The 13,604-nt window shown below is 41.0% G+C and carries 8 protein-coding genes; 1 reads left to right on the top strand and 7 read right to left on the bottom strand.

Annotated features, from left to right (window positions below):
• Positions 1 to 303 precede the first annotated feature (303 nt).
• Positions 304 to 1,506, bottom strand: a complete 1,203-nt coding sequence (locus V7K73_RS03635) for an argininosuccinate synthase (RefSeq protein ID WP_334877226.1) — start codon at positions 1,504 to 1,506, stop codon at positions 304 to 306.
• Between the two features lie 255 nt (positions 1,507 to 1,761).
• Positions 1,762 to 4,083, bottom strand: coding sequence for a PhoX family protein (locus V7K73_RS03630; protein WP_334877224.1), 2,322 nt, complete (start codon positions 4,081 to 4,083; stop codon positions 1,762 to 1,764).
• 466 nt (positions 4,084 to 4,549) lie between these two features.
• On the opposite strand from V7K73_RS03630, the gene V7K73_RS03625 reads away from it, so the two are divergent.
• On the top strand, positions 4,550 to 5,503 hold the full coding sequence (locus V7K73_RS03625) for a glycosyltransferase family 2 protein (RefSeq protein ID WP_334877222.1): 954 nt from the start codon (positions 4,550 to 4,552) through the stop codon (positions 5,501 to 5,503).
• Positions 5,504 to 5,548: 45 nt separating this feature from the next.
• On the opposite strand, the gene V7K73_RS03620 is transcribed toward V7K73_RS03625, so the two are convergent.
• The 5 genes from V7K73_RS03620 to tsf all read right to left on the bottom strand — a co-directional run bounded on the left by V7K73_RS03620 (position 5,549) and on the right by tsf (position 13,573).
• The gene (locus V7K73_RS03620) at positions 5,549 to 8,329 is read right to left on the bottom strand and encodes a KGGVGR-motif variant AAA ATPase (RefSeq protein ID WP_334877220.1); all 2,781 of its coding nucleotides are present in this window, start codon (positions 8,327 to 8,329) and stop codon (positions 5,549 to 5,551) included.
• Entirely contained in the window at positions 8,326 to 8,790 is a 465-nt protein-coding gene (locus tag V7K73_RS03615) for a hypothetical protein (RefSeq protein WP_334877218.1), read from the bottom strand. Before V7K73_RS03615 ends, V7K73_RS03620 begins: the two co-directional genes overlap by 4 nt.
• Positions 8,791 to 8,834: 44 nt before the next feature.
• Entirely contained in the window at positions 8,835 to 11,330 is a 2,496-nt protein-coding gene (recG, locus tag V7K73_RS03610; protein ID WP_334877216.1) for an ATP-dependent DNA helicase RecG, read from the bottom strand.
• Between the two features lie 137 nt (positions 11,331 to 11,467).
• Positions 11,468 to 12,313, bottom strand: coding sequence for a hypothetical protein (locus tag V7K73_RS03605; protein ID WP_334877214.1), 846 nt, complete (start codon positions 12,311 to 12,313; stop codon positions 11,468 to 11,470).
• 315 nt (positions 12,314 to 12,628) lie between these two features.
• Entirely contained in the window at positions 12,629 to 13,573 is a 945-nt protein-coding gene (tsf, locus tag V7K73_RS03600) for a translation elongation factor Ts (protein WP_334877212.1), read from the bottom strand.
• Between the last annotated feature and the right edge of the window lie 31 nt (positions 13,574 to 13,604).

Here is a 13,604-nt window from a genome sequence, read left to right as displayed (position 1 = left end):
AGTTTGGAGTTTGGAGTTTGGAGTTTGGAGTTTGGAGTTTGGAGTTTGGAGTTTGGAGTTTGGAGTTTGGAGTTTGGAGTTAGGAGTTTGGAGTTAGGAGTTTGGAGTTTGGAGTTAGGAGTTTGGAGTTTGGAGTTTGGAGTTAGGAGTTAGGAGTTTGGAGTTTGGAGTTAGGAGTTAAGTAAAAAGTTATTTTTTACTTTTTACTTTTTGTATTTTGCATTTTTAACTCCTAACTCTGCCAATTTTGGATTTTAGATTTCTCCTTCAATCCAAAATTCAAAATCTAAAATTGAATGGCTGCTAACTTTTAATTTTCTGCGACCAAATGCGAGTCGGTAGTCCCCAAACGTAGATAAAGCCTTCAGCAGCTTTGTGATCAAATTGGTCTTCGGCTCCGTAGGTTGCCAAATCAGGAGTATAGAGAGAATTATCACTCGAACGCCCAACTATGGTAGAGTTGCCCTTGAACAACTTGACTCGCACAGTTCCAGAGACTCGCTCTTGTGTCTTTTGAATAAAGGCATCCAGGGCAACTTTGAGTGGACTGTACCACAAACCGTTGTAAACGATTTGGCTGTAAGTCTCTTCAATCCCACGCTTGTAATGAGTGACATCTGCCGTCAAAGTCAAGCTTTCTAAATCCCTATGTGCCTGAATTAACACTAACATCGCGGGTGTTTCGTAGATTTCCCGCGATTTAATCCCTACCAGACGGTTCTCGATCATGTCGATCCGTCCGATACCGTGATTTCCTACCGCCTGATTGAGTTCTTCAATTAGTTCAACTGGCTTTTTAGCTATGCCGTTGATGGTTGTCGGAATACCACCGTGGAAACCAATTTCGATGTACTCTGGCTCGTTGGGAGTGTCCGCGATCGCTTTGGTCATTTCATAAATTTCTTCTGGTGGCTCAAATGAGGGATCTTCGAGTAAACCAGCTTCAATGCTACGACCGAGCAAATTTTTGTCAATGCTGTAAGGAGAGGATTTTTTGACTGGTGAGGGGATACCAAACTTTTCACCATAAGCGATGGTTTCCTCACGGCTCATGCCCCATTCTCTGGCTGGTGCGAGGATTTTTAGGTTGGGGTTTAAGGCGGTGACAGAGACATCAAAGCGAACCTGATCGTTACCTTTGCCGGTGCAACCGTGAGCGATCGCATCAGCACCATATTTTTCGGCTGTTTCTACTAATATCTTAGCAATCAGTGGACGAGCAAGGGCAGTTCCAAGAGGATAACGATTTTCATAAAGGGCGTTGGCTTGAATCGCTCCAAAGGCATAATCTTTAACGAAGCTGTCTTTGACATCCGCCACGAGGGATTCACTTGCACCCGATTTGAGAGCTTTTTCTCGAACTGGCTCTAATTCATCTCCCTGGCCTAAATCTGCTGCTAGGGTAATCACCTCTTCCACACCCCACTCCTGTTTGAGGTAAGGGATGCAAACGGAGGTATCCACTCCACCAGAATATGCCAGGACAACCTTTTTGGCGCGACCCATTAATTTCTCCAGTTAGGATAACAAAGAATGAGTCATTATTATATCTAAACAATCCATGTATATTTTCTTTGTACAATAACTAATAGGTTAATTAACTGCAAACCGAGAAAAATTATAAGTTACGGCTGCTGCTTGAGCAGGGATAGTCTTCCCTAACGAAAAAATCAAAGCAGTTCTACTGTTGCAGATGCTAACTTATTGAAATTAAAGTCAGTGATTTTTTCGCTTTGATGAAAGAACAGGTCACATATAATACTAAATAAAACTGCCAGTTGAATTCTTGCGCTGGATAGCAATTACAGATGGACGGGGAACACCTGTAGGTTGACCATGAATATTACTAGGCCAACTACTACCACGAGGTACAGTGCGAGTCTGGTTGAATGTTGTACCGTTCAAATCTAGTAATTCAATGCTACGACTCAAAATTGTGCCATCATTAATTGGACAATCTTCACCGGGATGTTGTACTGAAATAATCAGCGTATCTCCCACAAAAGTTGGCCCAGTCATCTCGCAACGCACTGGCCCATAGGCAAAGGGTACTACGTGTCCTGCATTGACACCACTTGTGGGGATAAAGAACAGCCAGTTATTACCAAAAACTCCTGTAAACTTGGAAACATCACCACTAATTTTGTGATCGATGGTGGTTGGAGTCCCAGCTGCACCGATGTCAAAACCGTTGTGAGTGCCGGTAGACATATCCGTGACACCCCAAACATTACCTTGATTATCGAATACTTGGTTATCAACATTGGCAAAACCAGCGCCATCAACCGATCCGGCTTCTCCACCTTGGGCAAATCTTTGCCACCGGAAGGTTAAACCTGTACCATCGGCGTTATCTTCAATAATTTTGTAGAGTCCGCCTGACTGCTGTGTGGCATTCATATCGGTACTTACCTTAGCAACTTGGAAAATCCGCGAATCTGGATAACCGTCGCTTCCTGGCGCACCATCGGTATAGGAGATGAACACCTCTTTGGTAATGGGATGCACTTCTAAATCTTCTGGACGTGCTGTAGGTGTTCCGCCGGACAAGTTTGCGGCTAAGAAGGCATCACTAAGAACAGCGCCTTGGGTGGGGTAGAAGTCAGATAGCTTTTTATTCTGATAATTAGGTAGTGCTGTCGCTTCGTTGGTGCGATCGCATTTAAAGATACCACCATCTTCTGTTTGACCTGCAACGCCATTACGTTTCGGTAGTGGTAAAAATTTCACTTTTTCCTCCAACACATTACCTTCTTGAGAAGAAATAACTGATGGTGGAATAGGATTGGTAGCAGTATTTAAGAGTAACGGTATCCATTTACCTGTTTTGTCTGGGTTGTAACGGGCAACGTATAAAGTACCGCTTTCCCACAAACTGCTGTTAGCTTTACTAGTTGGTGAAGAAACAGTACCTTTACTAACAAATTTCCAGGTATGTCCACCTCGCCTATCATCACCCATATAAGCAACTAATTTCTTGCCTGCTTCAGCCCGGATGGCGACGTTTTCATGGCGGAAACGACCTAACCAAGTGTGTTTTTGAGGACGTAAATTCGGATTTACCAGGTCAATTTCGACAATCCAACCGTATTTTTCGCCAACTAAACCAAAAGTCTTACCTATAGTATCTTTGGTATAATCTGTCTGAGTACCATCAGGCTTAACTGCTTCTGTAACACTACTTTGAAAGTTTTCTTCAGCAGATAAAATAGTTCCCCAAGCAGTTGTACCACCAGAACAGTTGTAGGCAGTACCAATGATTTTATTACCCAGTTTATCGGAACTAAGATTAAATACTTCAGTTGCAGCAGGGCCAGTACTAATTAAATAGTTTTGATCGCCCTGCTGGTGGCTGCGGCTTCCCCAAGAAGTAATGTTTTTGTAGTCATCATTGCGTTGGCTATTAATTCCCAACCCAGAAAGACCATGAATGCGGCGATTTTTTGGATCGCTGCTAACTACAGCAAAACGTTTATTGGCATTATGGCGAGAGACGCGAATGATTGATCCACCTTGGTTATATAAAAATTCCCCTTCAACTTCAATATTTTTAGTGGAGGGTAAAGCCCACCCAATTACCTGCTCGAATGCGTCGGGTGATGCTTTCACGTCAGAGGGAGTTCCTGGTGCTAAGACAGAAAAAGGAAAACTAACATATTCGTGATTGACCCACAAATAGCCAACATCCTTAGTTCTACCAATGGCAACAAAACCAGTGTAATCGCAGTTGTAGCCGAAATAATCATCTTTGTTGGGAAAGACGCGATCGCCCCAACTTACAATTACATAACGTTCATACTCTGGCGGCACTACCACATCATCAATGACGTTGTAGCTACTTAACTTAACATCCGCAGAGGCTTTACGTACTTCTCCCTTACCGATTTCTGTTGGTAAGAAATTCTTTTGATATTTATAAATTGGTAGGGGATGAGGTAAGCGCACTGGTGTAAAGCTTAGTAGTTTAGTTTTTGCTTCCGCAATACTAGTAACACCATCTAATATTTTGTCTCCTAATATTACAGCAGCACCAGCACTACCTGCAAAAAATATTAAAAGTTCTCTCCGGCTCAATGTAGACATCAAATTTCCTCTATTTTTATCAGAAAAATTTAATACAGACAAATACTTCTTGGCATAAACAGCCATTAGGCTTTACATGAAATTTATTTATTACGTTTTCAATATGAGATAACTTGCTATGAAAAATAAATTATTTCACATTCGAGTTACCTCAATACATGAAGTGTACTAAGTTTTTTATAAAAATATAATCAATAAATATTAATAACAGGTTATATTCTGATTAATTATAATTTATCGTAAATTTAAGGGTTTAAGACCCCTACATATATTATGTAGCATTAGTTTCAGTCGGAGTTTAAATCCCGGTCTGAAACGTTTTAAATTTTGAATCGTTAAATACCTGCTTTTACATATTCAGCAAATATTGTATTAGGAACAGATTTACTATTTGCGTAACCAGAATTATCTAAGGAACAGTGTCAGCGTCGCATCTGTCCTATCCTAGAGATGGATAAATAGTGTTGTGGGTGAGACTGTGTTTTTCAGCGTTGTGATACCGACTTATAATCGCCAACCGATTTTAGAAAAATGCCTCCGCGCCTTGGAGATGCAGGAATTAAATAAGTCAAGTTCGGTTACTGATTACGAAATTGTCTTGGTGGATGATGGTTCTACTGATGGCACATTGGAGTGGTTAGCAGCACACAAAGAAGAGTTTCGCCATGTGCGCCAGTTTCAGCAAGATCACGCAGGACCGGCTGCGGCTCGAAATTTGGGGGTAGAACAGGCGCTGGGAGATACAATTATCTTTATTGATAGCGATTTAGTGGTGCTGGATAATTTCCTACAAGCTCATGCTGAGGCGCTAGTGCAAGGAAAGGAGAAATTGGGGAGCGATCGCTTTTTCACTTACGGCGCAGTTATCAATACTTGCAATTTCGACAACCCAACTGCTGAACCCTACAAAGTCACAGATTTTTCCGCAGCTTTTTTTGCTACGGGAAATGTAGCAATCCCTAAACATTGGTTAGAAAAAGCCGGACTTTTTGACACCAGCTTTAAACTCTATGGTTGGGAAGATTTAGAATTAGGTGTGAGGCTAAAAAAACTAGGTTTGACACTAATTAAATGTCCTGAAGCCGTAGGATATCACTGGCATCCAGCATTTAAATTAGAACAAATTCCCCGATTAATTGACCAAGAAATTCAACGCGGACGTATGGGAGTTTTGTTTTATCAAAAACATCCCACATGGGAAGTGCGAATGATGATCCAAATGACTTGGCTGCATCGCTTACTGTGGGGTATTCTTTCACTCAATGGTGCGCTAAATGAACGCACAATGGCTCCGTTTTTGCAATGGCTAATTAATTTAGGCAAACCGCAATTAGCTTTAGAAATTGCCCGAATTTTTCTTAACTGGTACAACGTCAAAGGTGTTTATCAAGCCTATGCCGAAATGCAGCAAGTATCGTGATAAAAAACGTAGGAGTGCAAAGTTAGGTATCATACACAAATAAAATTACAAAATCCCTTTTCCTAATACCTTACGCTTCAAAACAAGTATCCGAGGTCTTGCTCCTGTACCTGAAAAACCTAAACCTTCGCGGAAGATTTCTGGCATATAAAATCGTGCCTCGCTATCTTTTTCCTTATCTTCGTAAATAACCCCCATTTCCTCTAGCATTCTTACTGTCGGCTGATCCATTTCAAACTGTTCTACTCCAAAAGGAATTCTTCGTTCAGAAGGGAGGTATTTAGGTAGTATTTCCTCAACCCAAGTTTTGAAAGATGGATATTCTTCCTTGGCTTCTTCCACCTTCTTTTCACTACACGGCTTAAGAGAGCGGCGAATAGCTTGAGGAGGTAAAAGACGGCTGGTAGACCACTTTTCAAATTGTACTTCTTTAGTTCTTTCTACAGTAATATCGGCTGCGTAGTACAATAAACGAACAATATCTCTTGCCTGAAGCCTACCATTAAAATCTGTCAAAGCTGCAAATATCCATGAAGCTGTATATGCTTCTTTCGAGTTATCTGAACCTAGCCTTTTACCCCATAATTTTTCTAATTGCTCTATAATATTCTGTTTATTTAAACTGCTAATTTCTGCTAGCGAGGCATCTATTACTTGAGACTGTCTACATATCCAAAAGACTAAACGCAGAAAAGAATCTTGATCCCAAGATAGATCATAAGAAAGGTAAAGATTTTCAAACTGTTTTAAGTTTTGAGTAATTGTATAACGCAGGAAATCACGGCGCAGAAAAATTATTATCCCAAGATTAGACTGCCTAATTTCTGATAACCTTTTTGGCAAATCATCAATCAAAGCTTTTAAAGCAATTTTTTCTTGATTGCTGGATGCAATGTTTGAGAATATATCCTCTAATCCATCAAACAGAAAGATAATACGTAAGCCTCTATCTTTCAAATCACGATTTATGATGCTAAGAATATTAGGACTATGTGTTTCAGGATTCACACCTATAGCTTTTGCAATTTGACCAATCCAAAATTCCGTCCATTCTGGTTCACTCCAGTTTTCAGTTGCAATTGCTCTTTTAATTCTATCCACATATTCTGAAGGTAAAAACTCAGGAACAGTATCTCCCAAAGCTGATCTCGCCTCATTTCTAGCTTCGTTAATCACAGTTTTTGCATTATCTTGAATGTTACTTGATTCAAGGAAAGGAAAGATATGTGTTTTTAGTTGTGATTCCTGAATTGTATTATCTATACGATTCAAAAAACTTTCCCAGTATTTGAAACGTGACAACTGTATATAGTTAAACGTTTTTCCTGCGCCTTTAGCTCCAATTGATACGACATGAGGTAATTGATCTCGAAAATTAGTCGCTAAATTCTTCAAGGATTCTGTTACTAATAAATCTTCTCCCCGCCCTTGTTCTGCATACTCATATTGCTGACACAAATCTCTGAGCCTACGAACCTCAAAAATTCCCTGATGTTCTTTTATAGATTTTGACTTCAATTCCTGATCATTGGTTATAAACAACTGTTCTTTAGCCCACTCCTTTGCTACATTCATTACTGAAGTTGGGCTTAGTTTTAAACGCGCATCATCCCAATTATTAATGTATAGTAATTCTTGGGAAAAATAGGTTTCTTTGATATCCAATCTTGTCGCATATAAATTATCTTCTTCTGACTGTAAATAAGCAGTTTGCAATCGCACCAATGCATCTTCAACCGCAGGTAATAATCTCAATTCTGGCGTTAGCATACTAATGATCAAAGACGGATCGTAATATCTTTCATCATTTACACTTGCTTCTGACGGTGCTACTCTAGCAATTTGTTCCAAAACAAGACTCGTACCTCTTACAGATTGTCCGTTAATTGTTGTGACTAGAAACCTCTGAATTCTTGGATCGAAAATCATGGGACTTGATATTTCACTTAAACCTGCTCTCAAATCAATTAATACATAGTCAGCACCAACAGCCTTACCTAAACTATGAATAGCATTACCACATTCCCAAGCTCCATCTGGACTTCTTACCAAGTGTTCAGGCAGAATAGGTGTATCTAGTAGTTCTTCATCTTCAAGACAAGCAGGTAGAAAATAGACTGTTGATTTACCTTCATACTTAGCAGATTTTTTAACTTCCCGTGCAAATAGTGAAAGTGCTTGTTCTCTTTCAATAGGAGAATAGTGGTAAACTTCAAGGAAATCAATGAAAGAAACTGCTGGTTGCTGTTTTTCAAAAGCGTTCCAATAAGTAAGACCAGGAGCTTCTAAATCAGCATCAATAACTAATACAGTTGTAGATATATCTATTTCTTTAGCTCTATCTTGTAAAGCAAAAAGATGCGCTGCTAAATTCAATGTTCTACCAACGCCACCTTTAAAGGAATAGAAGGCTACTAAAGTAGGTTTTTCAATATATGCTTCTGGGAGTTTAACTGGTTTTAGTATTACCGTTTCTCCTTCTGATTCCCTATCTAAATAAGCAATTTCTTCCCAGAATGGACGCACATCAACATCAGTTTTGTAAACTTCGTCTCCAGAGAAAAATTCTACAGATAATGTAGCATCACCAAGGGTAAAATAAATCACAGATGACTCTTCTTGATACCAATCTTTGAACCATTCTTTTAAAGCATCCTCAGCATTTTTTCTGTTTTTATCACTAATTAGATATATTTCTAAAGCATTTGAGTAACAGCGAATTTTTACTACCCCTTCTGGTAATTTACTACCATAATTAGTTTTATGTCCAATAGTTCTCTTGACATCAAGCCATGTGAGTAATTTTGGCGATTTTGGTGCATTCATAGTCTTTCAATTTCTCCCACAATCCATTTTGATATTGCTAATAGCTTATTCTCTATATCTTCATCGCTTGCTTTTTGTTTTTGAGTAACTATAGAAATTACTTTTCCTCCATACCGCCACATTTGGTTAATCTGTCCACTATTTAATTTTCTCTCTTCCTTATTATTCCTAGTATCGAATACTTCCCCAATAAATATTTCAGGTAGATTTAAAGACCCTCCTGCACTTAAACAGTCTAATAACTTATTTATATTATGTTGACATTCAGCAATTTCTGTACACGAATCACTACGCTTATGACCTTTCCTCTTCATTAAAATTGTCTTAAGACCACATTCAACAGCATAAAATAAGAGTAATCGATGGGCGTTAGTTCGAGATGTTTCCTGAGAATTTTTATAAGCGCACAAATTTTGAGACCATGCTTTTTCCATTTCCCGATCTGTAAAAGGTATTGCCATTAAGCTATTTTTACTTCGGTTAAGTACGAATTTACTCAGTTATATTATGTCAAAATTGCCCCACCCATCAATCGCTCATACCGATATTTCAACTCTTCTTTCATCAAATACCAACGCTCTAAAGTAACATCCATCTCTATTATTTTCTCTGCTGCTTGCCGCGCTAAAAGTAAAACTTCTTCATCTTCAACCAAACTCGCTAAAGTAAAATCTGGCACTCCAGACTGACGAGTTCCCAGTACTTGCCCTGGGCCGCGAAAACGCATATCCATCTCGGAGATGAAAAAACCATCCTGAGATTGTTCCAACACCTTCAACCGTTGTTGAGCATCAGGACTTCTAGAACTACTCATCAACAGACAGTAAGACTGAGCCGCGCCACGACCGACACGCCCCCGCAATTGATGCAGTTGCGACAACCCAAATCGCTCTGCATTTTCAATGAGCATAACTGTAGCATTCGGTACGTCTACACCAACTTCAACAACAGTAGTAGAAACCAAAATCTGTGTTTGATTATCGCGGAATTTAGTAATCGCTTCATCTTTGTCGGCTGAACTCATGCGACCGTGCAGCAATCCCACTTGAAAGTCAGGAAAAACGCTTTCTTGTAACTTTTGATGCTCCTCAACAGCCGATCGCAAATCCAATTTTTCTGATTCTTCCACCAAGGGCAAAACCACATAAACTTGTCTACCTTGGGCAATTTCTCGCCGGATCAGATCATAAGCATGGTTGCGTTGCTGACCTGATAAAACTGTTGTCTGAATCTTTTGCCGCCCTGGTGGTAACTCATCAATCTGGCTCACATCCAAATCCCCGTGTATCGTCAGTGCTAAGGTTCGGGGAATCGGGGTAGCTGTCATAGTCAACACATGAGGCTGCTCACCTTTTTGTTGCAAACGCGCCCGTTGTTCTACCCCAAAACGATGCTGTTCATCTATCACCACCAATCCCAGCTGATGGAAATTTACGGGGTCTTGAATCAAGGCATGAGTTCCCACTAACAGAGGTAATTCACCAGTTACTAACTGAGAATGTATTTGTCTTCGTTTAGCAGTCTTAGTAGAACCTGTCAGTAATTCCACTGGTAAATGCAAGAGGTTAAACCAACTAACTAACTTGCGATAATGTTGTTCTGCCAAAACTTCTGTAGGAGCCATCAGCGCCGCTTGGTAGCCAGATTGAATTGCTGCGAGGATAGCTAACACAGCGACGACTGTTTTACCTGAACCGACATCGCCTTGCACTAAACGATTCATTGGTGCAGGTTTTTGTAAATCGTTGAGAATATCGTTGAGAACTCGTTGCTGTGCGCTAGTGAGTTGAAAAGGCAGTATTTCGTAGAATTTCTCTACAAGTTGACCGCGTGGAACGAGGATAGCGCTGGTTTGAATTGCCCTTGCTTGCTGTTGACGTTGCAGTAACCCAAGTTGTAGATAGAAAAATTCATCAAAAACTAGGCGACGACGGGCAATTTTCAGAGCATCACTATCACTGGGAAAATGGATATTAGCGATCGCATCTTTCAATTCCATCAAACCATACTTTTGTCGTAAACCACTTGGCAAAGGGTCTTTCAGGTTAGCCGCAGCAGGTAAAGCAGCAATTACCGCCTGTCGCACTGTATTCGCCACCACGCCCTCAGTAAGTCCATAAATTGGCACCACCCGCCCAATATTCAGCGACTCAATCGAATCTCCTGGATTTGCCAAAACCTCTAATTCGGGATTATCCAGTGTCAAGCCGTATTTACTTTCTTTCACCAACCCACACGCCGCCAAAATACTACCCACTGCATAACGGCGTTTTAAACTTTCTTGCCAAGCGCGACTGCTAAAGCGCGTACCTGCGTAAAAACGACCAATTTTGATTTGACCACTATTATCTTTGACAATCAGTTCTAAAATTGATAATTTCTGATTTTTCGGGCTAGTAAAGAAGTTGCAACGCTTCACAGTCGCCACTATTGTCACCGTCTCACCCGCCTTTAACTCGCGGATATTTACCTGACGCGCATAATCAATGTGGTCACGAGGATAGTAAAAAAGTAAGTCGCGGACGGTATGTAAACCAAGCCGTGCTAGATTATCAGCTTTTTTAAAACCTATTTCTGGTAAATCGCTGATTTTTTGGTCAATGTTCGGTGCAAGTCTCCTACTCACATCAGGGATGATTTGGGATTTGGGATTTGGGATTTGGGATTGATAAATTCTCCCCTGCTGCTCTGCTGCTCTGCTGCTCTGCTCCCCCTGCTGCCCCTGTTCCTCTTGCTGTAATTGGGAAAGATACCTGCGAGTCTCTGCTACTAAATGTTGTCTTTCTTCCAGTGCTAGATGTGGATAACTAGCAAATTGCACCGCTAGTCCTTGCCAACGGCGGCGTTCAGTTTGGGGTAAGCCTGTTGGAAATTTGCCCAAAGTCAGGCTTAAAAATTCACTGAAACGGTATTCTCTGCCCACTAAGTCTGTAAAGCCGCGTTCGGCTTCTATTGCCAAGGCTTTGTGCAATCTTATCCAATCTGGTTTTTCATTAGTCATTGATCAGCAGAGTTAAGAGTTAGGAGTTAGGAGGAGCCACTGCGTTGCGGGGGTTCCCCCCGTTGTAGCAAGTGGCGTTGAGGAGTTAAGAGTTAGGAATAAATAACTCATAACTCATAATTCATAACTCATAAACTTTATTCAAACCAACTAGCACGCCATGCAGCTTCAGCTTCAGCGATCGCTTTTTCCCGATGTTTTTTTTGATACTCTCGTCCTAGCTTGTTTAGCTGAACTAAAATACTGCGGATTTGCCTGCGCTCAGAGGAGAGTGTCACATCAGCAAATTCAATTTCTCCTAACCGTAGGTTAATAGCCATGATTTGCGTTAGTCCAGAATCTTCTGACTGCTGCTCATTTTCAATTTCAATTACTAAGTTTAATAAGTTGGGTGGCCCTGGCATGGCCTCGCCAGACCCTTCTGATGCCGCCGCAGCCGCAGCTGCTAAAATCGGTTCTGGTAATTTTTTAGGTAATACCCCAGATTTTTGTATTAAAATATTAGCATCATGCGAAAGTTTTTTCAGTATCTCTTGCGTAACCTCTTCTAAATTCTGTTGCCATTTTACTAGTTCTATAGGATTAGAGGTATCGGCGTCCAAAGACTGAGAATTAGAACTATCCAGAAGTCCAGAAGATAAAGAGGATCTTACTCCCTCATCCCCCTTATCCTCCTCATCCCCCTCATCCCCCCCAACTTCCTCACTTTTAATACAAGCAAGCAACTGCTCTGCCGCCACTTGCCCTAACTTACGGATGGCTTGTTGCAATTGCTGGCGCTGATTCAATGACAAATTCAGAAAGTTTTCAGGATACCCCTGAGTACAAAGGTGGTAACTCGCTAGAATCAACTGTTTTCGTACAGCTAGCCCCAAGGTGTTTAGATAACTAGCATAAGCGCTTTGTAGTTCTACTGCGATCGCCCCAATCGCTTCTTTTATTGCTGCAATATCCCGTTCAATTCGCTCGATTGCTCTTGCCATATCTTTTCGTTCTTGCCCATGTGAACTCTTACATAGTACAAATGTACGAATTTTTATAATAACTTTCCAAAGGAGTTTAGATTTTAAATTAATCCGATATTTCGCGTCTTTAAATAATAAAATACAGGTCAGGCTATTTGCTTGACCTGTCCTTTAAGGAGTTAGGAGTTAAGAATTATGAGTTATGAATTATCAAGCAACTTCCTATTAACTCCCAACTCCAAACTCCCAACTCCAAACTCCAAACTCCAAACTCCAAACTCCAAACTCCCAACTCCCAACTCCTAACTCCTAACTCCTAACTCCTAACTAATATTACTTAGTACCCATTTGTGCAGCGACTTCATCAGCAAAGCTAATTTCTTGCTTTTCAATGCCTTCGCCCAGTATATAGCGGACAAAGCGGGCCACTTGAATCTCTTCGCCTAATTGAGCCTTTGCTTGCTTCAAGAGGTCTTCCACGGAAATACTCTGATCGCGAATGTAAGGCTGATCGATCAAAGTCAATTCTTTCAGGCGTTTTTCAATCCGTCCCTGAACAATCTTTTCTTTGATGTTATCTGGCTTGTTCGCCAAATCATCCTTGCCCATTTCAATATCTTTTTCCTTTTGGGCAACTTCGGGGGGAATTTGGTCTACGCTCACATACTCGACATTTGGACAAGCCGCAACTTGCATTGCAGTATTCCGTGCCAAGGTTTGGAACTCTTGATTGGTAGCGGCTGACTCAGTTTGAGAACCCAGTTCTACCAATACACCAACTCGACCGCCAGTGTGAATGTAGCTGTCTACTACACCTTGCGTGCCTTCTGCTAGTGCAAAATTGACAAAGCGACGCACTTGGATATTTTCACCGAGCGTGGCAATGGTTTGCTTGATAGATTCTTCTACAGTCGCATTTTCATTATCAATATAGGGTTGAGCCAACAAAGACTCAACACTATCAGCAGTCGCTGCTTGCTTTGCCAGGTTCTTAACTAAAGCTTTAAAAGCCTCGTTACGAGCAACAAAGTCGGTTTGGCAGTTGACTTCGATGAGTACACCCACTCGACCACCAGGCTGAATGTAAGTGTCTACTAGACCTTCTGCCGCAATGCGATCGCTTTTTGCCCCCGCCTTAGAGATGCCCTTTTTCCGTAGCCAGTCTGCGGCTTCTTCTACGTTGCCTTCAGTCTCTATCAGCGCCTTTTTGCAGTCCATCATGCCGGCACCAGTTTTTTGGCGTAGCTCTTGGACGAGTTTTGCAGATATTTCCGCCATGTTGCCTCAATTCCTAACTTGACCTCGAGTT

The sequence above is a fragment of the Nostoc sp. genome (assembly GCF_036916975.1).
GTDB lineage: Bacteria > Cyanobacteriota > Cyanobacteriia > Cyanobacteriales > Nostocaceae > Nostoc.
Note: the sequence above shows the minus strand (reverse complement) of the source record. Positions and strands in the feature narration are given on the sequence as shown.